This is a genomic window from Streptomyces sp. 4F14, from assembly GCF_048159485.1.
Classification (GTDB): Bacteria; Actinomycetota; Actinomycetes; order Streptomycetales; family Streptomycetaceae; genus Streptomyces.
In genome coordinates this window covers 67,347-88,311 of the sequence record NZ_JBLRVY010000018.1, presented here as the reverse complement: position 1 = coordinate 88,311, position 20,965 = coordinate 67,347, and the positions used below count along the sequence as shown (strand labels likewise).

Annotated in this window: 19 protein-coding genes; 10 read left to right on the top strand and 9 right to left on the bottom strand. The window is 69.8% G+C overall.

The window, feature by feature from the left end; genetic code table 11:
- The first annotated feature begins 10 nt into the window (after positions 1-10).
- Entirely contained in the window at positions 11-1,372 is a 1,362-nt protein-coding gene (locus tag ACLZOT_RS28680) for a helix-turn-helix domain-containing protein (RefSeq protein WP_416971997.1), read from the top strand.
- A gap of 112 nt (positions 1,373-1,484) precedes the next feature.
- On the opposite strand, the gene ACLZOT_RS28675 is transcribed toward ACLZOT_RS28680, so the two are convergent.
- The 3 genes from ACLZOT_RS28675 to ACLZOT_RS28665 are packed head-to-tail and all read right to left on the bottom strand — an operon-like array spanning position 1,485 to position 2,642.
- Positions 1,485-1,622, bottom strand: coding sequence for a hypothetical protein (locus ACLZOT_RS28675; RefSeq protein WP_416971996.1), 138 nt, complete (start codon positions 1,620-1,622; stop codon positions 1,485-1,487).
- A gap of 17 nt (positions 1,623-1,639) precedes the next feature.
- Entirely contained in the window at positions 1,640-1,855 is a 216-nt protein-coding gene (locus tag ACLZOT_RS28670) for a DUF397 domain-containing protein (RefSeq protein ID WP_416971995.1), read from the bottom strand.
- The gene (locus ACLZOT_RS28665; RefSeq protein ID WP_416971994.1) at positions 1,848-2,642 is read right to left on the bottom strand and encodes a helix-turn-helix domain-containing protein; all 795 of its coding nucleotides are present in this window, start codon (positions 2,640-2,642) and stop codon (positions 1,848-1,850) included. The genes ACLZOT_RS28670 and ACLZOT_RS28665 overlap by 8 nt, the downstream gene beginning before the upstream one ends.
- Before the next feature lie 114 nt (positions 2,643-2,756).
- Between ACLZOT_RS28665 and ACLZOT_RS28660 the strand changes: the two genes are divergently transcribed.
- Genes ACLZOT_RS28660 through ACLZOT_RS28650 form a run of 3 tightly spaced genes read left to right on the top strand, consistent with a single transcriptional unit; the run spans position 2,757 to position 3,362 of the window.
- On the top strand, positions 2,757-2,975 hold the full coding sequence (locus tag ACLZOT_RS28660; protein WP_416971993.1) for a hypothetical protein: 219 nt from the start codon (positions 2,757-2,759) through the stop codon (positions 2,973-2,975).
- On the top strand, positions 2,972-3,184 hold the full coding sequence (locus tag ACLZOT_RS28655; protein ID WP_416971992.1) for a hypothetical protein: 213 nt from the start codon (positions 2,972-2,974) through the stop codon (positions 3,182-3,184). Before ACLZOT_RS28660 ends, ACLZOT_RS28655 begins: the two co-directional genes overlap by 4 nt.
- Entirely contained in the window at positions 3,171-3,362 is a 192-nt protein-coding gene (locus ACLZOT_RS28650) for a hypothetical protein (RefSeq protein ID WP_416971991.1), read from the top strand. Before ACLZOT_RS28655 ends, ACLZOT_RS28650 begins: the two co-directional genes overlap by 14 nt.
- 265 nt (positions 3,363-3,627) lie before the next feature.
- On the opposite strand, the gene ACLZOT_RS28645 is transcribed toward ACLZOT_RS28650, so the two are convergent.
- Entirely contained in the window at positions 3,628-5,442 is a 1,815-nt protein-coding gene (locus tag ACLZOT_RS28645; RefSeq protein ID WP_416971990.1) for a phosphoenolpyruvate carboxykinase (GTP), read from the bottom strand.
- 358 nt (positions 5,443-5,800) lie between these two features.
- Here ACLZOT_RS28645 and trhA point away from each other — a divergent pair, with 358 nt between their 5' ends.
- From trhA to ACLZOT_RS28620, 5 genes are all read left to right on the top strand, one after another.
- Positions 5,801-6,493 (top strand): PAQR family membrane homeostasis protein TrhA, encoded by a 693-nt coding sequence (gene trhA, locus ACLZOT_RS28640; RefSeq protein WP_416971989.1) that lies wholly within the window; start codon positions 5,801-5,803, stop codon positions 6,491-6,493.
- A gap of 121 nt (positions 6,494-6,614) precedes the next feature.
- Positions 6,615-8,153, top strand: coding sequence for a DHA2 family efflux MFS transporter permease subunit (locus ACLZOT_RS28635; RefSeq protein WP_416971988.1), 1,539 nt, complete (start codon positions 6,615-6,617; stop codon positions 8,151-8,153).
- Complete coding sequence (locus ACLZOT_RS28630) at positions 8,150-8,809, top strand: TetR/AcrR family transcriptional regulator (protein WP_416971987.1); 660 nt, start codon at positions 8,150-8,152, stop codon at positions 8,807-8,809. Before ACLZOT_RS28635 ends, ACLZOT_RS28630 begins: the two co-directional genes overlap by 4 nt.
- A 32-nt stretch (positions 8,810-8,841) precedes the next feature.
- Positions 8,842-9,570 carry a Mut7-C RNAse domain-containing protein gene (locus ACLZOT_RS28625; RefSeq protein ID WP_416971986.1) on the top strand — a complete coding sequence of 243 codons (729 nt, stop codon included), beginning with the start codon at positions 8,842-8,844 and terminating at the stop codon, positions 9,568-9,570.
- A gap of 126 nt (positions 9,571-9,696) precedes the next feature.
- Complete coding sequence (locus tag ACLZOT_RS28620; protein WP_416971985.1) at positions 9,697-11,415, top strand: hypothetical protein; 1,719 nt, start codon at positions 9,697-9,699, stop codon at positions 11,413-11,415.
- A gap of 58 nt (positions 11,416-11,473) precedes the next feature.
- Here the strand turns inward: ACLZOT_RS28620 and ACLZOT_RS28615 are convergent, their stop codons facing one another.
- From ACLZOT_RS28615 to ACLZOT_RS28595, 5 genes are all read right to left on the bottom strand, one after another.
- Positions 11,474-13,891 (bottom strand): galactose oxidase-like domain-containing protein, encoded by a 2,418-nt coding sequence (locus ACLZOT_RS28615; protein WP_416971984.1) that lies wholly within the window; start codon positions 13,889-13,891, stop codon positions 11,474-11,476.
- A gap of 69 nt (positions 13,892-13,960) precedes the next feature.
- Complete coding sequence (locus ACLZOT_RS28610) at positions 13,961-15,127, bottom strand: glycosyltransferase (protein WP_416971983.1); 1,167 nt, start codon at positions 15,125-15,127, stop codon at positions 13,961-13,963.
- On the bottom strand, positions 15,124-16,737 hold the full coding sequence (locus ACLZOT_RS28605) for an ArnT family glycosyltransferase (RefSeq protein ID WP_416971982.1): 1,614 nt from the start codon (positions 16,735-16,737) through the stop codon (positions 15,124-15,126). The genes ACLZOT_RS28610 and ACLZOT_RS28605 overlap by 4 nt, the downstream gene beginning before the upstream one ends.
- Positions 16,734-17,990: a glycosyltransferase gene (locus tag ACLZOT_RS28600; RefSeq protein WP_416971981.1), complete on the bottom strand. Its 1,257-nt coding sequence runs from the start codon at positions 17,988-17,990 to the stop codon at positions 16,734-16,736. Before ACLZOT_RS28600 ends, ACLZOT_RS28605 begins: the two co-directional genes overlap by 4 nt.
- Positions 17,991-18,176: 186 nt before the next feature.
- Complete coding sequence (locus tag ACLZOT_RS28595; RefSeq protein WP_416971980.1) at positions 18,177-20,222, bottom strand: thioredoxin domain-containing protein; 2,046 nt, start codon at positions 20,220-20,222, stop codon at positions 18,177-18,179.
- A gap of 150 nt (positions 20,223-20,372) precedes the next feature.
- On the opposite strand from ACLZOT_RS28595, the gene ACLZOT_RS28590 reads away from it, so the two are divergent.
- On the top strand, positions 20,373-20,927 hold the full coding sequence (locus tag ACLZOT_RS28590; RefSeq protein ID WP_416971979.1) for a Uma2 family endonuclease: 555 nt from the start codon (positions 20,373-20,375) through the stop codon (positions 20,925-20,927).
- The last annotated feature ends 38 nt before the right edge of the window (positions 20,928-20,965 follow it).

Here is a 20,965-nt window from a genome sequence, read left to right as displayed (position 1 = left end):
TGGGTCCGGTGTGACGCCCGGGGAACTGGTACGGCAGACCCGGCAGGCCAAGGGCCTCACTCTCGCGCAGTTGGGCGAGATGACCGGATACTCCGGCGCCCAGGTCTCCCGATACGAGCGAGGCGTCTCCTCGATGAACGATGTCGGCGTGCGCCGCCGGTTCGCTGACGCTCTCGAACTTCCCCACCAGGCGCTCGGGCTCGTGCCGCCCCCGCCCCGGCCCGAGGTACGACACGGTCAGCCGATCGGGACAACTGCCGCCTTCCCTCGGATGCCCGCCCCTAGGCTGGGTAGTTCAGGGTGGGAGGACGGTGAGGCCCCTTTGCGGCGCAGGAAGTTGATCGCGGGTTTGGCGGCAACAGCCGGCACGGCCGCCACCTCCCCGTTCCTTGGGCCCGGCACAGCCGCCCAGGCGGACGAGGCCCTGCTCGGCGAGCTGCTCGTCGCGCGTCTGCGCGATGCCATGCTCGGCATCGGCCACGCCCCCGCGGCTGTTCCGGCCGTGACGCTCGCGACGGACTTCACCCGTGCGCTCGCCGACTTCGACGCCTGCCGCTACGCCAGTCTCGCCGTCCGCCTGCCCCGCCTCATCCGGGCCGGGCATGCCCTCACCGCCGGCACCGGCGAAGCACAGGACCACGTACTCCTCGCCAAGAGCTACCTCCTGGCGACCCGCATGCTCGTCAAAATGGACGAGCAGCAGCTCGGCTGGATGGCCGCCGACCGCGCCCGCCAACTCGCCGAAGCCGGCGACGATGCCCTCGCGGTCGCCGAGTCCTCCCGGCAACTCGCCGTTCTGGCACGAAAAGCCGGTTGGCACCACGAAGCCTTGTCGATCGCCCTGACAGCAGCCGACCACCCGGACCTGCGCAGCGCCGGCCGCGCGGGCCTGGCTCTCAAAGGGCTCCTGGTTCAGAGTGCGTCCTATACCCTTGCGCGCCGGGGTGACCGGGACGGTATGCGAGAACTGACCGACCAGGCCGCGGCGATCGCGAAGGAACTCGGCGGCGCCACCCTGCTACGCGACCACGGCGGAGGCTTCAGCCCCCTCACCGTGCAACTCCACAAGATCAGCGCCGAGAACCACGCAGGGGACCCTCTGGCCGCACTGGCTGCTGCCCGCACGATCTCGTTGGAGGCACTGCCCAGTGTCGAGCGCCGCTCCCGCGCTCTCGGCGACATCGCCGTCACCTACGACCGCCTCGGCCGCCGCAGCGAGTGTGTTCGAACCCTTCTGGCTGCGGAAATATGTGCTCCTCAGGAGACCCACGCCCGTCCGGCGACGAAGTCCTTGATCTCCGGTCTGCTGGTCTCCGGGCCGACTTCGACAGAGCTACGCGGCCTGGCCGAGCGCAGCGGCGTCCTTGTCTGAGAGGAAGACCGCTTCGGCGTCGGCAATGACCGGGGCGGGCACCGCGAGGTTGCGCGGGTTCACCTCGGCGTACCACTCACGGCATGCCCCATCACTCGTCGAACCCGATCCTTCACAGGGTCTCGCCCACACGCTCGGACGAGTCACTGTGCCCGGAGCGCCCCATGCCCAGCGAACGGGGCCCGGACACCGCAGGACGGGCGCACACGCGCTGGCTCTCCAGCAGTGCGGGCAGGTCCTCGGCGGGCACGCGCTCTTCGGGGCTGGTCAGAGCTGTCCGCGCTTGACGGCCGCCAGGAACGAGGTCCAGCCGCCCGCCGGGACGACGATGGCCGGGCCGGTGAGGTTCTTGCTGTCCCGGACCGGCACGCCGGACGCGTAGCCATCCAGGACCTCGACGCACTCGCCGCCCTGCGGCCCGCTGTACGAGGACTTGCGCCAACCCCTCAGAGTGGACGCGTCCTTGATGCGCTGCTCAGCCATGGTGTCTGTATTCCTTCTCTGCCGTCCTCAACAAGGCTACAGACTCCCGGAGGGGTTGGGCCTCGCTCAAAGCAAGATCGTAGGCTCCCTGGATCTCCTCAACCAGGGCGGGGGAGTCATGCAGCTCACCCGTACGCATGGCCTCGGAGTACGCAACGGGTGGCTGATCCGCGAACCACATCAGCATTGTCATGCCGTCCAGCAACGGGTGCGGAGTCGCGCTGAACGGCAGCACGTTGACCCTGATCCGCCCGGACTCGGCAAGCGCCACGATGTGAGCCAGTTGGTCCGCCATGACTCTAGGCCCTCCGGTGGGACGCCTGATGACCGCCTCATCCAGCAGCGCCCACAGTTCCGGGGTCATCGGGTCCTTCAGAACCTTGGCCCGCTCAAGCCGTGTCACAACAGCCTTGTGACGCTCCTCCTCGCTCGTTCGGGGGTACCCGGCATCGATGACCGCCGTTGCGTACTCCTCGGTTTGCAGAAGTCCGGGGACAAACGACAGTCCGAATACACGAAGGTGCGTTGCCTGTTGCTCCAACTCACGCGCACGCTCGAACCAATCGGGTACCTCCCCCTTCCGCCCCGGCCGAAAAGTGGCCAGCACATTCCCCGTACCCAGCGCCTGGTCAAGCCTCTTGGCATCCTCTTCGCCGGGATGGCGAGTCCCGTTCTCGATCGCCGCGATGTGCGAGCGGGACATGATCGCGGCATCCGCCAACTGCTGCTGCGTCCACCCCTTGGCGGTCCGCGCTTCCTTCAACCACTCGCCGTAAGTCGTGGCCACAGCCTAACTCCCCCTTGTTCCAGTGCCGTTGTAACGAGGATGCCAGTAGCGAGGCGTACGGAACGGGTCGTTCCCTGAAGAGGAGAAACCCCGACCGCCAGGAGGCCGACGGCGATGAACAACAGCACGCCGTACCCCCAGGACTTCATCAAGCCCGAAATCATCGACGACTGCGCCGACTGCACGGTCTTCGTCAACAAGTGGTTCCGGCACATGGCCACGAAGACGAAGGACGGCGCCCCGAACAAGAACTACGACCCCTCGGCCGCCAGCGACGCCGCCGTCCTCTGGAAGATGCACGTCACCAACACGCACCCCGAGAGGGCGAAGTGACCCCCGCGAACGCCCGCGTGAGCGCACTGGGCGTACCCCACCTCGTCCAACTCCTCGACGGCACGGAAGACCCCGACTGGCGAACCGAGTACGGCGGCACCCTCGACCCCACGACGGGCAAGGTCGAACTCCCCACCCCCACCTACACCCCCTGCCCCTGCGAGAACTGCCCCGACTGCACGCACGAGGCGGCCCATGGTCACCGCTGAACACATCGGCAAGCTGGTCACGGACGGCGAACGCACCGGCGTCCTCATGGACGTACTCCGCTGGGAGAGCCCCGACCGACTCCCGTCCGCTCCCCGCGCACAGCTCATGGCCTACGTCCGCCCCGAGGGCGGCGGCATCGAATGGGACGCACCGCCGTCCGAGCTGAGGCCCGCATGAGGGCCGTGTGCACCGTCGTGGTCGTCCTCGCCGCGCTGATGTGGATCGTGACCGTCGCATGGATCGTCGCCGGGGTGACGACCTGAACCGGCGCCCCGGACAAGGCGAAGGCCCACCACCCCCACCCCGTCGGGGCTGACGGGAAGGACGGTGGGCCCGGCCCCGTACGCCGTTGTACAGGGCCTCGCCGGTAGTACCGCAGCCGGTTCGTGACGACGCGTCTGGTCAGGGACTGATCGGTGAACCGGCTGCGGGGTACAGGGGGTCAGGACAGGCGGGACACCAACGCCTCGTACTCGTCCCAGAGTTCCTTCGGGGTGTGGTCGCCGAAGGTGTTGAGGTGGGCGGGGACCAGCGAAGCCTCCTCGCGCCAGATCTCCTTGTCGACCGTCAACAAGAACTCCAGGTCGGCGTCGGCGAGTTCGAGGCCCTTCGTGTCGAGGGACGCCTTCGTCGGGAGGACGCCGATGGGGGTGGACACCCCCTCCGCCTTGCCGTCGAGGCGTTCCACGATCCACTTCAGGACACGGGAGTTCTCGCCGAAGCCGGGCCACACGAAGCGCCCGGAGTCGTCCTTGCGGAACCAGTTGACGTAGTAGATCTTGGGCAGCTTGGCCGCGTCCTTGTCCTTGGCGACGTCGATCCAGTGGGCCATGTAGTCGCCCATGTTGTAGCCGCAGAACGGCAGCATCGCGAAGGGGTCGCGGCGCAGCTCGCCGACCTTGCCCTCGGCGGCGGCGGTCTTCTCGGAGGCGACGTTCGCGCCGAGGAAGACGCCGTGGTTCCAGTCGAAGGACTCGGTCACCAGCGGTACGGCGGACGCGCGCCGCCCGCCGAAGAGGATCGCGGAGATCGGGACGCCTCGGGGGTCCTCCCACTCGGGCGCGATGATGGGGCACTGCGCGGCCGGGACGGTGAACCGGGCGTTGGGGTGGGCGGCGGGCACATCGGAGGACGGCGTCCAGTCGTTGCCCTTCCAGTCGGTGAGGTGGCCGGGCGTCTCCTCGGTCATCCCCTCCCACCAGATGTCGCCGTCGTCGGTGAGCGCGACGTTCGTGAAGACCGAGTTGCCCCACAGCGTCTTCATCGCGTTCGCGTTGGTGTGCTCACCCGTGCCGGGCGCGACGCCGAAGAAGCCGGCCTCGGGGTTGATGGCGTACAGCCGCCCGTCCTCCCCGAACCGCATCCAGGCGATGTCGTCGCCGATGGTCTCGACGGTCCACCCGGAGACGGTGGGCTCCAGCATCGCGAGGTTCGTCTTCCCGCAGGCCGACGGGAACGCGGCGGCGACGTACTTCGCCTCGCCCTGCGGCGGCGTCAGCTTGAGGATGAGCATGTGCTCGGCGAGCCAGCCCTCGTCGCGGGCCATGACGGAGGCGATGCGCAGGGCGTAGCACTTCTTGCCGAGGAGCGCGTTGCCGCCGTACCCGGAGCCGTACGACCAGATCTCACGGGACTCGGGGAAGTGGGAGATGTACTTGGTGGAGTTGCAGGGCCAGGGGACGTCGGCCTGCCCCGGCTCCAGCGGCGCCCCGAGCGTGTGCACCGCACGCACGAAACGGCCGTCGGTCCCCAGCTCGTCCAGGACGGCCTGGCCCATGCGCGTCATCGTCCGCATGGATACGGCGACGTACGCCGAGTCCGTGATCTCGACGCCGATCGCGGAGAGCTTGGAGCCCAGCGGGCCCATGCAGAAGGGGACGACGTACATGGTGCGCCCGCGCATGGAACCCCGGAACACGCCCTGCTCGCCGGTAAAGATGGCCCGCATCTCGGCGGGGGCCTTCCAGTGGTTGGTGGGACCGGCGTCCTCCTCCTGCTCGGAGCAGATGAACGTCCGGTCCTCGACCCGCGCGACATCGGTCGGGTCGGAGGCGGCGTAGTAGGAGTTCGGCCGCTTGATCGGGTCGAGCCGCTTGAACGTGCCCTTGTCGACCAACTCCGCACAAAGTCGGTCGTACTCGGCTTCGGATCCGTCACACCAGACGACGTTGTCCGGCTGGGTCAGTTCGGCGATCTCGTTCACCCAGGAGACGAGGTCCTGGTGATCGGTGGGGGGAGCCGCGATGTCGCGCGCCACGATTTGCTCCTACTGGACGAGGGTTTCTGTTGTGTGCCCCGTGGGGGCCACGACCCGGACGCTTCACTGAAGGGCGCTCATCCGGTGCCGACCGCACTCATTTGATCATCCGCTGGGTCAGCGCATCTGTCCAGAGGGCGTCACATATGAGCGGAGTGAGGCTCGCCACGTGTTCACCTGACCACGGAGGGGAACAGGGGGCGACGCGGACGGGGCGAACGGCGGAACATCGCGGGGGTTCCCGGGCCGTCCGGCGGGCTTACATGGATCGCAACACCCGTGAGACGATGGCCACTCGGCGCTGATCGTCTCGTCGTACTGACGCGTAACTTACGGTTACGTAGGTACGATTTCGCGTATGACTGCGCCCTCCCTGCCACACCAGCTCAAGCAGCAGGCCCAGCACCTCGCCGAGCCGATCAAACCGAAGCTGCGCGGCTGGCTGCATCTGGGCATGTTCCCCACCGTCCTGATCGCGGGCCTCTTCCTGACCGCCCTCGCGGACTCGCCGAAGGCCCGGATCGCCTGCGCGATCTACGTCCTCACGGCCTGCCTGCTGTTCGGCGTGAGCGCGGTGTACCACCGGGGGAACTGGAGCCCCCGCATGGACGGCATCCTGCGCCGCCTCGACCACGCCAACATCTTCCTGATCATCGCGGGCACCTACACCCCGCTGACGATGCTGCTGCTGCCGGGCTCCAAAGGGCAGTGGCTGCTGTGGGGAATCTGGGGCGCGGCGGCGGCCGGCATCCTCTTCCGGGTCTTCTGGGTCGGCGCCCCGCGCTGGCTCTACACCCCCTGCTACATCGCGATGGGCTGGGCGGCCGTCTTCTTCCTGCCGGACTTCATGCGCGCGGGAGGCATCGCGGTCATGGTCCTGGTGATCATCGGCGGCCTCCTCTACAGCGCGGGCGGCGTGATCTACGGCATGAAGAAGCCGAACCCCTCACCGCGCTGGTTCGGCTTCCACGAGGTGTTCCACTCGCTCACGCTCGCGGCGTTCGTCGTGCATTACGTGGGGATCTCGCTGGTGGCTTACCAGCACGGGTAGGTCGCGGGGCGGTACGACTCTCAAGGCCACGGCTCATCGTCGTGGCCTTTTTCGCGTCCCGAGCAAAGAGACAGCCAAACCCGATTGACCGTAACCACCTTTTGAGAGTTACTCTCATTTCATGGACACTGTCACTCCAGACCCCCGCCGCTGGTGGGCCCTGGCCGCGCTCGTCGCGAGCATGCTCACCCTCGGCTTCGACATGACGATCCTGAACGTCGCGCTGCCCACGATGGCGGGTGATCTGGGCGCGTCCACCGGACAGCAGCAGTGGATGGCGGACGCGTACGTCGTGGTGTTCGCGGCGCTGATGCTCCCCGCAGGGCTGCTGGGCGACCGGTTCGGGCGGCGGCGGATGCTGGTCGTCGGGCTGGTGGTCTTCCTCGCCGGTTCGCTGGTCGGCGCGCTGGCGAGCGACGTGAACTGGGTCATCGCGGCCCGCGCGTTCATGGGGATCGGCGGCGCACTGGTCACCCCGCTCGCGCTGTCCGTGCTGCCGTCCCTGTTCGGCGCGGACGAGCGGACGAAGGCCGTCGGCATCATCTCGGCGGCGAGTTCGCTGGGCCTGCCACTCGGCCCGATCATCGGCGGCTGGCTGCTGAACCACTTCTGGTGGGGCTCGGTCTTCCTGGTGAACGTACCGATGGCCGCGATCGGCATCGCCGCCTGCGTCTTCCTGCTCCCGGAGACGAGGGACCCCTCCTCCCCCAAGGTCGACACCGTGTCCACGGCGCTCACCGCGACCGGCCTCGGCGCGCTGATCTTCGCGATCATCGAGGCGCCGGCGCGCGGCTGGGGCGACCCGCTGATCGTGGCGATGTTCGCGCTGTCCGCCGTGTTCCTCGCGGGCCTGGTCCTGCGCGAACGCGGCATGGCCCGCCCCATGCTGGACATGTCCCTGCTCGCCCAGCGCGGCTTCCTCTTCAACACGCTCGCCGCGACGCTGGTGATGTTCGTGCTGTCCGGCCTGATGTTCGTCCTGCCCCAGTACCTCCAGGCCGTCCTCGGCAACGACGCGCTCGGCACGGGCGTACGGCTGCTGCCGATGATGGGCGGCCTGATCGTCGCCGCGCGCGCCGCGCAGCCCGTCGTGGAACGGTTCGGCGCGCGCTCGGTGGTGACCGCGGGCCTGGTGGTCCTCGCCTTCGCCGCGTTCCTGGGCAGTCGTACGACGGTGGAGTCCGGGTACGGGTTCACCGCGCTGTGGCTGTCCGTCACCGGCCTCGGTTTCGGCTTCTCCGTGGTCCCGGCGATGGACGGCGCGCTCGGGGCGCTCCCGCGTGACCGGGCGGGCAGCGGCTCGGGCCTGTTGATGACGCTGCGCCAGGTCGGCGCCGCGATCGGCATCGCCCTGCTCGGCAGCCTCATCGCGAGCGACTTCCGCGACCGCCTCGACGTGACGGACCTGCCGTCCGGGCTCGGGCACACGGCCGGGGAGTCCGTCGTCGCCGCGCACCTGGTGGCCGAGCGGACCGGTTCGGCGGCGCTGTCGGCCTCCGCGGACAGTGCGTACGTCCATGGCATGGGCCTCGCCCTGCTGGTGTGCGGCGTCTGCGCGCTGGTCGCGGCGCTGCTGGCGGCGGCGTTCCTGCCCGGGGGCAAGCCTGCGGAACCTGCGGCTCCGGTCATGGCCCCTGACCAGGCCGATGCACGACAATGACGTACATGGCACCCCCAAGTCACCTCTCCCTGGACGCCGGTTCCCCCCTCGGGCTCCGTGAACGGAAGAAGATCAGGACCCGGCAGGCGATCCGCACCGCGACGTACGCGCTCGTGGAGGAGCAGGGGTACGACGCCACCACGATCGAGCAGATCGCCGAGCGGGCCGAGGTGTCGCCGTCCACGGTCTTCCGGTACTTCCCGACCAAGGAGGACATCGTCCTCACGGACGAGTTCGACCCGCTGATGATGGCGGAGCTGGCCAAGCGGCCGGTGGACGAGCCGTTGACGGTGTCGCTGCGGCACGTCATGCGGCTCGCCGTCCACGCGGCGCTCCAGGGGGACGAGGAGCACAGCACCCGGCTGCGGTCCCACCTCCTCGCCAACGTCCCGGCGGTGCGCTCGCGGATGATGGAGAGCATGTCGGTGACGGGACGGCTCCTCGCGGAGGCGGTCGCGTCCCGGACCGGGCAGGAGAAGGACGGGCTGGAGGCGCGGGTCTACACGATGTCGCTGATGGGGGGTCTGTCGGAGATCACCCTGTACTGGGCGGAGAACGACTTCCGGGACGACTTGATGGACCTGCTGGACCGGGCGCTGGATGTACTGGAGCAGGGGCCGCCGGGGGCGTGCGGGACGCGTACGCAAACCCCTTGAGTCCACCCGCGCGCCCCCTCCATGCTGGCCGGGTGACGACCGCACCGCAGATCCGCTTCCGAGTCGCCCCCGAACTCTCCCTCTTCGTCCGCCGCGCCACCACGGCCCTCAGGATCGACGGCGTCTCGACGCTGGGCCACGTCGTGGAGTCCGCCGGGGTGCCGCTCACGGAGGTGGGCGCGCTGCTGGTGGACGGCCGCGAGGTCCCGCCGTCGTACGTCCCCTCGGCCGGCGAATCGCTGGAGGTGCGCGCGCACGTCCACCCCCAGCGGGTGCCCGGCGCCCCCCTGCGTTTCCTCCTGGACGTCCACCTCGGCACCCTCGCCCGCCGCCTGCGCCTGCTGGGCGTCGACACCGCGTACGAGTCCACGGACATCGGCGATCCCGCGCTCGCCGCGCGCTCGGCGGCGGAGAAACGCGTCCTCCTCAGCCGCGACCGGGGCCTCCTGCGCCGCCGCGAACTCTGGGCGGGCGCGTACGTCTACGACACCTCCCCCGACACCCAGCTCCGCGAGACCCTCACCCGCTTCGCCCCCACCCTCTCCCCCTGGACCCGCTGCACCTCCTGCAACGGCCTCCTCCGCCCGGCGACGAAAGCGGAGGTCGCGGACCGGCTCCGCGAGGGCACCCATGCCTCGTACGACGTGTTCGCGCAGTGCGGGGAGTGCGGGAAGGCGTACTGGAAAGGGGCGCATCACGAGCAGTTGGAGGCGATCGTGACGGAGGCGTTGGGGTTCGGGGCGGGGCGAGCAACCCCGTAGGCATCCGGAAGCCAGTGGCATAACACGGTCACGGACAGGTCCCCGCGTACGACACCATGTATTCCACGGCCACCGAGCCCCCATACGGTGGTCGCGGAGCAGGCACGGCACGGGAGGAAGACCAGGATGACGCAGGGCGCGGTGGGTGAGGTGGACGAACGGGTGCCGGGGCGCCGTTGGACGGTGCGGCTGGACCCCGTCGGCCGGGGCAGCGGGGCGGTGCGCGTCTCGTGCAGCCGGCCCGCCTGCGCCGAGCAGCGCCTCGCGTCCGCCGCCGAGGGCCGTGCGGCGGCCGTCGCCCATCTCAAGGCCCATCTGCGGGCGGCGCCGCCGCTGAAGGCGGACGCGTACTGCGCGTGCCGGGCCGACGGGTGCGGTACGCATCAGCCCAGCACCGGCCGGAACACGCGTTCCGAACCGTGGCGGTGCGGCGGCCCGGTCGTGCTGGCCGTGCTCACCGACCGGGAGGGGCGCTGGTGGCAGGCCATGGAGTGCTGCTCGCGGTGCGCGGCCGCGACGCCGGGGGCCAGGACGGTGGCCACTTCCCAGGGGGCCGCCCCGCAGGCGGGCGCCTCGCAGGCGGCCGAGGCCGCCGGGTCGCGGACGGCCGGACGGCCCGCCCCCACGGCAGCGGTTCCCGGCGCGGGCGTGCCGCAGTTCTCCGACCAGCAGCCCGTCGCGGGCGCGTTCCCGGCTTCCGGCCGGGCGGTCGGCGCGCTACCCGGCCAAGGCCCCCGCCAAACTTCCGACCCGGCCCCCCGTCAGGCCCCCCGCCCGCCCGCCGCCCGCCGCCGCCCCCCGCCGGCGACGATCTCCCGCCGCATCATCCCGCACGACCTGCGCCCCGAGTCCCTGCGGGACGAACTCATCGAGCTCGGCGAGCAGTTCCGCGCCTACCAGAAGCGCGAACAGCCCGACCTGTCGATCCTCGCCGACCTCCAGGAACGCAAGGCGAGCGCCTTCACCGCGTGGGCCGACGCCACCTCCGAGGGCGTCCTGCGGTACGAGGCGCAGCGCGCCGCGCAGGCCGCCGCCACCATCCGCCTCCAGCACCTCCAGCGCACGGGCGCCGGCACCGGCGCCATCCTGGGCGGCAAGGTCGACGGCGCCATCGACGGCGTGGGACCGGCCGTGGCCCGGGTGCTGACCGGGCTGACGCAGTGGGAGCACGCCCGCTCCGTCCTCGCGCACGTCGCCGAACACGCCCCGCTGCCGGGACCGGAGGCACGGCTCGCGGTCATCATGCTGACCCTGCGTACGGCGCACACGGGCACCGGCAACCTCGTCGGCCAGGACCTCGCCGGCCTGGGCCTCACCGACGCGGAGGGCCTCGTCGAGGCGCTGACCGGCAGCGGCTGGCTGGGTATCCCCGGCACCGTCGAGGAGCTGCTCGCCTCCCGGCCGGAGAACCCCACCCCGATCACCGTCCCCTCGCTGATGCCCGGCGAGGACGGCACGGGCCCGTTCACGTTCGGCAAGAAGATGCGGCCCAAGCTGTCCGGCTGGGCCCAGAAGGTCGTCTCGGACAAGAAGCTCCGCAAGAAGAAGGCCCCCGCCACCACCCGGCTGCTCGCCCTCGCCCTGGCCGCGCAGACCGACGCGTCGGGCCGCCTCGGCCCCGGCGGGGGCGGCATCGCCCTGGACGGGCTGACCGCCTGGGTCCCGGTCGACACCGCCGAACTGAAGGACCTGGTCGAGCAGTTGACGGCGGCGGACTGGCTGACCGACGCCGAGCTGACCGACACGCACCTCGCCGGGCAGCTCACCGAGCGGGTCCTGCCCGTCAGTTGCCCGCTGCGCAAGGCGGAGTCAGAGCCGGATCCGGAGACGAGCGAGGCGGAGTGAGCGGAGCCCCGTGCCCGGTCAAGTGCCGGGTACGGGGCTCCAGTCGCCGTCGGCGTGGTCAGCCGCGCTTGATGTCCTTCGCGTCGCACGCCACCTTGTTGCGGTTCGGGTCCAGCCCCAGCGGATCGTCACCGCCGTTGACGGTCAGGCGCCCGTACTCGTTCTTCGCGAGCCACTCGCAGCGCGCGGCCGTCGTCTTCTTCACGTTCGCCGGGAAGGCCGTCGGTACGCAGACGTTGATCGAGCCGTAGTGCCGGTCGCAGCCGGAGATCGTCGGACTGACCTTCTGCGACGGCCTCTTGGCGCCGGGCCCGGTGACCTTGCCGGTCAACTTGTCGGCGAAGGCGTGGACATGGGCATGGGGTGCGGCCTCGGTCTTGCTGAGGGCCTGCGGGCCGGTCAGGTGCACCCACTTCGCCACCGAGGGAACGCCGTTGGCGTCGACCGCGAAGAGCATGTACCAGCCGGGCGGCGCCAGGTTCGGGTTGCTCGTGACGTTCAGGTCGACGTTGTTGCCGTCCACCGACAGCGGCAGGTCCACGAAGCGCTGGTTCGGGTCGGAGGAGTGCGTGACCGCCGCCGGGCGGATCAACTCGGCCTTGGCGATGGGCCGGTCGACGGTGATGCGCTGCGTGTCGCCGTACTGCCACTCGTTGTCGATGAGTGAAGTGATCGCCGGGCGCGGGCCCTTGAAGAGATAGGGCGGCGAGTAAACGGACACGTCGTGGTTCCAGGTGCCGTTGCCCGGGTTGTCGCCGGTCGTCAACACCCGCCCGTCCGGGAGGAGTACGGCCGAGGAGTGGTAGCCCCGTGCTTCCGGGTCGGCGGCGACCTGGTCGAACGTGTTCGTCACCGGGTCGTACAGGGACGACTCGTACACGGGGTTCGCGCGGTTGTGCAGGGCGCCGCCCGTCTCCAGGACCTTGCCGTCGGGCAGGAGGACCGCGGAGACGTACATCTTGCCCTGGTTTCCGGTCTGTTGGACCGGGCCGGCGCCGAGGTCGACGGTGCCCTGCGGGATCGGCGGGCCGGCGACGTACGACGGGTTGGGCTGCTTCAGGTCGATGACGTCGGTGAGGCGGTTGCCCTCGGGGTTGGAGTCGATGTTGCCGCCGCCGAGGGTGAGGACCTTCTGGTCCTGCGCCGGGGGCAGCAGCACGCTCGCCGACTGGTCGCGCTCGTCCTTGTTCTGGAGGCCGGGGATCTGGGTGACGGTGTTCGCGTCGTAGTCGTAGACGGCCGAACCTGTCCCCGGGATGTTGTTCCCGAAGACATGGCTGCCCGTGTAGAAGAGCCGGCCGTCCTGCATGAGGACCATCGCCGGGTACAGGCCCCAGTAGGACCAGGTCTGGTTGACCTGCCACAGCGGCAGCCACTGCTGCTGCGCGTCCGACCAGCGCTCGGCGGTCACCGAGCCGGAGGAGTCCTCGCGCAGCCCGCCGAAGGAGAGGACGTCGCCGTCGCCGAGGACGGTCGCGGACGGGTACCAGTGTCCGTCGTTCATGTCGTTGGTCTTGCTGTACGTCTCGGTGACCGGGTCGAAGACGTACGAGTCCTTGTACCCCTCGTAGCCGTGGCCGCCGACGACCGGGTACGCCTTGTTGCCGCTCATCACCAGCACGCGCCCGTCCTGGAGCTGGACGTGCCCGGAGCAGAACATGTCCTTCGGCGTGGGGATGACCTTGTACGTGCCGTTCGCCGGGTCGTACACGGCGGAGGTGAACGTGCCGGCCTGGAACTGCTCCTCGCTGTTCCCCGACCCGGCGATCATCAGGACCTTGCCGTTGTTGAGGACGACCGAGTGCATCGAGCGGACCGGGTTCTGCGTCGGCAGGACGCTCCAACTGCCGTCCGCGCACTGGGCGTTCGTGCCCGTGCAGGTCGGCGGCGGGGTGACGTCCGGGACCTGCTCCATCGTGTAGTCGTCGGTCGTCGCCGAGCCCGTGCCGTACACCGAGACACCCCAGGTGATCCGGTCGGTGCCCGCCGGGATCTCCGGGGTGCGGACGCTCGCCTGCGTCCAGGTCGCCGCCAGGTCCAGGGTCTTGAGGTCGGTCCAGTACTGCCAGCCGGCGGTCGCGTCGTGCCGGAAGAGGGTGACGGAGGTGTCGGGCGTCGTCGACTTGTACCAGAGGGACAGGTCGTACTGCTTGCCCGGCGTCACCGTCGGCGCGCAGGCCGCGGACTCCGTGATCAGGGCCTTGCGGTCACCGTCCACACGGCGGGTCAGCTCGACCTTCATCGCCTTCGACCCGGAGTGCGCGTCTGAGGTCGCGGTGAACGTGAAGTCGTTGTCACCCCACCCCGACTTCTCCCAGCAGTACGGCATGTCACCCGAACCGGCCGTCTCGAAGCCGGGGTTGAGGACGAGGTTGGCGGCGGAGGCGGGCTGCGGGGAGGTGAGGAGCAGGCCACCGGTGAGGCCGGTGACGGCCAACAGGGCTGTCTTTCTGCGGTACTTGAGGGGCAGTTTCATGCGGCTCCCTTCGGGGATGTGCAACTGCCGTACGCCGGGCGGCTCTTGACCGGCGTCGGCTGTTTCTGCTTACGCGGTGACGCGCTTCTTCCTCTTCTTCGGCAGGTACACCAGCGCTTCGGTCCCCGCGAACCGCAGCACGAACGTCGTCACCAGCGCGAGCGCCGTCGCGGACAGCGCGCCCATGCCGAACCGGTGCACGAACAGGGCGATCAGCGGGATGCGCAGGACAAGGTCCGCGTTGGCGAGGAGCGCGAACCTGCTGACCCGGTCCCACCAGCGGCGGTGTTCACGCCGGTCGCGGAAGAGCAGGTGCTCGATGAGGACGAAGTTCCAGGCCACGCCGAACTGGTTGGCGAGGATCTCGGCGGGGAGGTAGTGCAGGCCGGTGCGGGTGAACACCCACAGGGCGACCAGGTTGGGCAGAAAGCCGCTCAGGCCGATCAGACCGAAGCCGATCATGCGGGCGAGCGGCGAGGCGGTGCGCAGGCCGAGGAGGTGGCGCAGGAAGCGGACGCCCTCCTTCGCCGTGGACTTGGACTCCCCGGCGTACCGCTCCTGGAACACGAACGGCACCTCGGCGACCCGCTGCGGCCTGCCGCGCACGGCGAGTTCGAGGAGGATCTTGTAGCCGAGGGGCTTGAGGCCGTCGGCGCTGACCATGCTGCGCCGGATCGCGAAGAACCCGCTCATCGGGTCGCTGATCCCGCGCAGCCCGCGCGGGAAGAGGGACTTGGTGAGCCAGGTCGCGCCCTTCGACACGGCGACCCGGTAGCCCCCGGCGAGCCCGGCGCGGCTGCCGCCCTCGATGTACCGGGAGGCGACGACGAGTTCGGCCCCGGAGCGCTCGCCGGTCGCCACCAACTCCGGTACCAGGGACGGCGGATGCTGGCAGTCGCCGTCCATCACGACGACCCAGTCGGAGCCGGCCGCGCGGATCCCCTCGACGACCGCCCCGCCGAGCCCGCCCACCGGCTCCTCGCGGTGCAGCACGGTCACCGGGAACGGGCAGTCCTTCGCCGCGTCCCGGATCACCTCGGGAGTGTCGTCGGTGGAGTCGTCCACGAAGACGACCTCGCAGGGCAGGCTGCGGGGGACGGACTCCCGGATCTGGCGCAGGAGTCGGCGGACGTTCGCGGACTCGTTGAAGGTCGGTACGACGATGGTGACGGCGCCGGGTTCGGGGAGGTCGTCTTCCCGGACGTCGGGGACCGGCGCGGTGTACTCATGGGTCACAGCGCACTCCCGACCTTGCGGATCTCGATGCGGTCCTCGCCGACACCGAACACGGCGACGGGCGTTGAGTTCACCAGCGCGTCCTTCACGGTCGGCAGGTCGCGCGCGTCGCGCCGTACCGTCGGCGATGCCACCACGTAGTCGACGTCCTTCCACCCGTTCGGGAGGGTCTTGCTGACCGCCGGGTCGAGGTCGGCCTTGTAGAACCAGATCGCGCCGAGCCCGGGTTCGTATCCGGCGTGCACGAGGTCGAGCCAGAGCGCGTCGTCGACGAGGACGCGGGTGCGCGAGGGGTCGGCGACCTCGTGGTCCAGCCACTGCGCGGCCGACCGGTAGGGCCCGTTCGCGTCGGCGGTGACGGCGGTGCGGTCGCCGTCGTACCAGCGGGGTACGACGTACAGCGCGGCGGCGGTCGCGAGGCCCGCCGCGACCGCGTACCGCCCGTACCCGATCCAGTGGTGCTCGGCGCTGCCGCGCCGCTTGTGCAGGATCGTGTGCGCGAGCGAGGCGACGGCCCCGGCGAGGACCAGAGAGAGGAACGGCAGCGCCTGGATGACGTACATCGCGGGCAGGTAGCCGCCGGGGCGCAGCGCGACGGCCGCGAGGATCGCGACCGCGAGGGAGGGCCCGGCGAGGGCGCGGGCGGTGACCGACCAGCGCCAGGTGAGCAGGAGCAGCAGCGCGCCCCCGAGGCCGCCGACGATCAGGACGCTGTCGTAGTACAGCCAGGACTGCAACACCCCGTGCGCGCCGGAGCCGTTGTCGAGGATGAAGCCCGAACCCGGCCTGGTCATCTGGTACTTGATGCCGTCCCACAGCGAGACGTGCCCGCCGCCCGGGAACAACTCGCCCTTGAGCAGGGCGAAGAGGGGGTACGAGACGCCGATCAGGACGCATGCGGTGATCGCGCCGGTGAGCGCGAACTTGCGGGTGTCGCGGTGGCTGTGGCGCCACATCGTGAGCAGCACGGCGGGCAGGACGAAGAGCATCGTCTCCTTCGTCAGGACGGCGGTCGCGGCGGCGATCCCGGCGCCGAAGTGGTGCCACAGGTGCCGGCTCGGGGAGGCGGCCAGCGCGAACGCGGCGAGCGTCCACATGACCGCGAGGTTGTCGAGGAAGATCTCCCGCTGGAGGACGACGGACAGCGGGGAGAGCCCGAAGAGGGCCATGCCGAGCCCGGCGGCCCAGCGCGGCAGGGAGAGGCGGCGGCCGAGGACGTACAGCAGGACGGTGCTCGCGGCGGTGACCACGAGCATCGCCGCGCGCATCGAGCCGACGGTCATCGCGGCGGGGTCGAGGGCCTTGGGGATCCAGGTCAGCAGCGCCAACTGGAGCCAGCCGAGCGGGGGATGGTCGTACCAGTAGGTGTAGTGGGCGAGGCCCTTGCCCTCCTGGACGGCCCAGGCCTGGGCAAGGTAGGTGCCCTCGTCGTCGCTGAAGGTGGGGTAGGCGGCGATGTTCCAGCCCTGGACGACGAGGATCGCCGTCAACAGGGCGCCGCACAGCAGGAGATCGGGTTTCCTCGAAGGTCGCGCGGGCCTGGGTATCGGCGGGACGGTGCGCTGTACGGGGATCTTCGGGGTGGTCACCTCGGGGAGCGTGGAGGTCACGCGTGAACGTCCTCTCGGGTGGTCAGGTGCGCACCGGTGTGCTCGGTCAACTCCCATTCGTTGCGCCCGCGTTGCTCGCGCCAGACGGCACGGATCGCGGCGCCCGCGAGGAGGACCTGGTAGAAGGGGCCGCCGACGACGAGCTTGACGTAGTGGACGAAGCGCACGCGCAGGCCGTACTGCTTGCCGAAGTCGTGCAGTCCGACGAGTTCGAAGACGAAGGTCACGAGCGCGGTGACGGCCGGCAGGAAGGTGATGAAGGCGACGCCGACGGGGACGTCGAGAAAGAGCGCGATCGCCACGTTCAGCGGGATGACGACGCCGGAGTACGCCTGGAGGAACGGGGTCATGAGGGTGTAGCGGGCCAGCAACCGCTGCCCGAAGCCCGGGAGTTGCTTCCAGTCCTTCTTCCGGAAGACCTGAAGGAACCCCTGGTTCCAGCGAGTTCGCTGTTTGAGCAGGGACATCAGCGAGCCCGGGGTCTCCTCGCGGGTGACCATGTCGGAGTCGTAGGCGACGACGACCTTCTTCCCGACGGACGACAGCCGTACGCCCAGGTCGCAGTCCTCTGCGAGGCAGTTGGAGTCCCAGCCGCCGGCTTCCCTGAGCACGTGGGTGCGGACGAAGACGGTGTTGCCGCCGAGCGGGATGAACCCCTTCTGCGCGTGCAGGTGGAGCCGGGAGCGGAACCAGAAGAAGTACTCCAGGCAGTTGCGCAGGCTGTACCAGCTGGAGTGGAAGTTGATGAGCTGGACGCCGCCCTGGACGACGTCGGCGCCGGTGGTGCGGAAGGCGTGGTCGACGTGGGCGAGGAGTTCGGGGTGGACCTGGTCCTCGGCGTCGAAGACCCCGACGACGTCGCCGCGGCAGTGCGGGAGCGCCGTGTTCATCGCCTTCGGCTTGTTCTTCTTCTCGTGGGTGTCGACGACGACGCGGACGCGTGGGTCGCGGGCGGCGGCGCGTTCGGCGACCTCGGTGGTCTCGGGGTCGTCGTGGCCGACGATCACGATGATCTCGAAGTCGGTGTGGGTCGACTCCAGGAGCCGGCGGATGGTGTGGTCGAGGACGGCCTGCTCGTGCCGGGCGGGCAACAGCAGGGAGAACGAGGTGTGTTGACCGCCGTCGGGCTGGCCGAAACTGGTCGAGGCGAGGACGTCCGGCGTGCGCCAGGCGTGCATCTGCCACCAGAGGGTGAAGGCCGCCATCCCGAAAAGGGCCAGCGAGACGGCGGATATGAAGATGGACGTGAACAAGAAAAGATCCCCCCAGATCTCAGAGCCCCCTGTCGCGACGGCGCGTCACATGCGTCGCGTCATGTGCTGAGGCTAAGTGGAAACTGTGAACGGGGGGAGGTCTTCCGATAAATAGCTTGTTTCAGAGCCGACTTGCTCTTAGCTGCCCATATCCGGACACGTGGTCACTCTTCTGACCGCTATTGATCAACCCGCCTGAACGTTTCCACCGGTCAGTGCGGTGCGCAGGCGATCGGGGTCGGTCGTCGGAAGATCACAGGTGAAGTTACGGCAGACATAGGCCGTGGGTTCACTTCCCGAAAGCGGCCGATCGGCGATCAAGGGGAACTCGTCACTGTCGGTCACACCGTAGGCCACAACTGCCCCGGGGGCGGTGGCCAGAAGTGCCTGTCGGTGTAGTTTCTTTCCGGCCGGATCGTCCAACTCCCTTGCCACGACGGCGACTTCACGCGGTCCGTCGAGGAGGGCCTCCGCCGCGGCCAGCCCCCAGCCGATGAACCGGGGCACCCGGGGACCGAGCGCCTTCACGACGCCGAGTGCCTTTTCGGCGGCGCTGCGGTGAGGTGCGGAGCCGGTGTGGGCCGCGTACGACAGCAGCGCCGACGCCGCCGCCGTCCAGCCGGAGGGCGTCGCGTTGTCGGTCGGGTCCTGGGGGCGGCGGATCAACTGCTCGGCGTCCGAGGCCGTGTCGTACAGGGCGCCCGACTCCGGGTCAGTGAAACGCGTCAGGACGTGGTCCAGGAGCAGGCCCGCGAAGTCCAGCCAGACGCCCTCGCCGGTCACGGCGGCCAGCGCGAGGAAGCCCTCCGCGACATCGCCGTAGTCCTCCAACACGCCCGCGTTCGCGCCGGCCTGGCCGTCCTTGCTGGTGCGGGAGAGGTGGGCGTGGTCGTCGAGGTGGACGCGGACCAGGAGGTCGGCGGCGCCGAGCGCGGCCTCGGTCAGGTCCGGGCGGCCGAAGTACGCGCCCGTCTCCGCGAGCGCCGCGACCGCCAGGCCGTTCCAGGCGGCCACGACCTTGTCGTCCCGGCCGGGAGCGGGGCGCTCGGCACGCCGGGCGAGCAGGCGGGCGCGGATCGAGGCGACCTTGTCCGCGTCGAAGACGCCCTCCGTCTGCGGGAGTTGGAGGACGGAGGCGCCCTCCTCGAAGGTGCCGTCCTGCGTCACGCCGAAGTAGTGGGCGGCGAGTTCGGCGTCCGCGCCGAGGGTGTCGCGGAGTTCGTCCATGGTCCAGACGTAGTACGCGCCCTCCACGTGCTTCCCGGTGCCGTCGTCGCTGTCGGCGTCCAGCGCGGAGGCGAAGCCGCCTTCAGGAGTTCGCAGCTCCCGCACCATGAAGTCGGCCGTCTCCAGGGCGACCCGGCGGGCCAGTTCGGAGCCGGTCGAGCGCCACAGGTGGGCGTAGACGCGGCACAACAGGGCGTTGTCGTACAGCATCTTCTCGAAATGCGGCACGATCCAGTCGCGGTCGACCGAGTAGCGGGCGAAGCCGCCGCCCAACTGGTCGTAGATCCCGCCCCGCGCCATCCGCTCGCAGGTGTCCGCCGCCATCTGCAAGGCGCCCTCGGCGCCCGTCCGCGCGTGGTGCCGCAGCAGGAACTCCACCACCATCGACGGCGGGAACTTCGGGGCGCCCCCGAACCCGCCGCGCTGCGGGTCGTACTCCCGGGTCAGCCCCAGCAGCGCCGCCGCCAGCTCCTCCTCGCCGGGCGGCTGAGCGTCCCCGAACGACAACTCCCGCTCGCCCAGGTCCCGTACGATCTTCCCCGCGACCTCGGCCACCTCGTCCCGACGCCCGCTCCACGCCTGCCGCACCCCCTCCAGCACCTGCCGGAACGAGGGCGAACCGTGCCTCGGCTCGGGCGGGAAATACGTACCGAAGTAGAAGGGCTCGGCGTCGGGGGTGAGGAAGACAGTCATCGGCCAGCCGCCCTGCCCGGTCGCGGCCTGCACGGCTTCCATATAGACGGCGTCGACGTCGGGCCGCTCCTCGCGGTCCACCTTGACGCTGACGAAGTGCTCGTTGAGGTAGTCGGCTGTCTGCTGGTCCTCGAAGGATTCGTGGGCCATCACATGACACCAGTGGCACGCGGAGTAGCCGACGGACAGCAGAACGGGTACGTCCCTCCGCCGCGCTTCCTCGAAAGCCTCCGGTGTCCAGGGCCACCAGTCGACCGGGTTGTCAGCGTGCTGGAGCAGATACGGCGAGGTCACACCCGCTAGCCGGTTCATGCGGTCCAGCCTCTCACAGGGCTCCGGCCTGCCTGGCGAACCAGAGAGTGCCTCGGCCGAATCGGGCGGCCTCGTACCACCGGCCAGTAGGCTGAGCCAAGCACCGGAACTGCCGAAGCTCCTCGGAGGAGGCACACCACGACCGCCGAAATGGTGGCGCCCGCGTGGATGCACACCCAGATCAGCGCGGAACAGTACGACTCCTGGACCGAGGAGCAGTGCGCCGGCATCGAGATCGTGGACGGAATGGTCGTCGTGAGCCCGAGCGCGTCCACGCGGCACAACCGGCCGGCCCGGCTCCTGGCCAATGCCCTGGACGCCGCCGCGGGCCCGGACTGGAACGCCGACACTGGCTTCGACGTCCGGCTCCAGGACGTCCCACTCACCAACCGCCGTCCCGACGTCATCGTCTACCGGGCGGAGACCATCGACCTCACGCCCACCCGCCCGGAACACGTCCTCCTGGTCGTCGAGGTCGTCTCCCCTGGCTCGGAGACCACCGACCGGATCGTGAAGGTGGACCAGTACGCCAAGGCCGGCATCCCCTTCTACTGGCGGATCGAACAGGCCGCCACCGGCGTTCCGATCGTCTACACCTACGTCCTCGACCCAGCCAACGGGGCCTACCGGAACGGCGAGGTGTTCACCGGCACCGTGAAGGCCACCGCACCCTTCCCTGTCACGGTCGACCTCGGGATCCTGTGAGCAACGAGGAATCGTCCGCGCCCTCCGCGCCTCCGACG

What these genes read in the sequence shown, in the direction of transcription:
- ACLZOT_RS28670 (WP_416971995.1), bottom strand. Translation starts at nt 1,855, where the DNA reads ATGGCTGAGCAGCGCATCAAGGACGCGTCCACTCTGAGGGGTTGGCGC.
- ACLZOT_RS28660 (WP_416971993.1), top strand. Translation starts at nt 2,757, where the DNA reads ATGAACAACAGCACGCCGTACCCCCAGGACTTCATCAAGCCCGAAATC.
- ACLZOT_RS28650 (WP_416971991.1), top strand. Translation starts at nt 3,171, where the DNA reads ATGGTCACCGCTGAACACATCGGCAAGCTGGTCACGGACGGCGAACGC.
- trhA (WP_416971989.1), top strand. Translation starts at nt 5,801, where the DNA reads ATGACTGCGCCCTCCCTGCCACACCAGCTCAAGCAGCAGGCCCAGCAC.
- ACLZOT_RS28635 (WP_416971988.1), top strand. Translation starts at nt 6,615, where the DNA reads ATGGACACTGTCACTCCAGACCCCCGCCGCTGGTGGGCCCTGGCCGCG.
- ACLZOT_RS28630 (WP_416971987.1), top strand. Translation starts at nt 8,150, where the DNA reads ATGACGTACATGGCACCCCCAAGTCACCTCTCCCTGGACGCCGGTTCC.
- ACLZOT_RS28620 (WP_416971985.1), top strand. Translation starts at nt 9,697, where the DNA reads ATGACGCAGGGCGCGGTGGGTGAGGTGGACGAACGGGTGCCGGGGCGC.
- ACLZOT_RS28615 (WP_416971984.1), bottom strand. Translation starts at nt 13,891, where the DNA reads ATGAAACTGCCCCTCAAGTACCGCAGAAAGACAGCCCTGTTGGCCGTC.
- ACLZOT_RS28595 (WP_416971980.1), bottom strand. Translation starts at nt 20,222, where the DNA reads ATGAACCGGCTAGCGGGTGTGACCTCGCCGTATCTGCTCCAGCACGCT.
- ACLZOT_RS28590 (WP_416971979.1), top strand. Translation starts at nt 20,373, where the DNA reads ATGGTGGCGCCCGCGTGGATGCACACCCAGATCAGCGCGGAACAGTAC.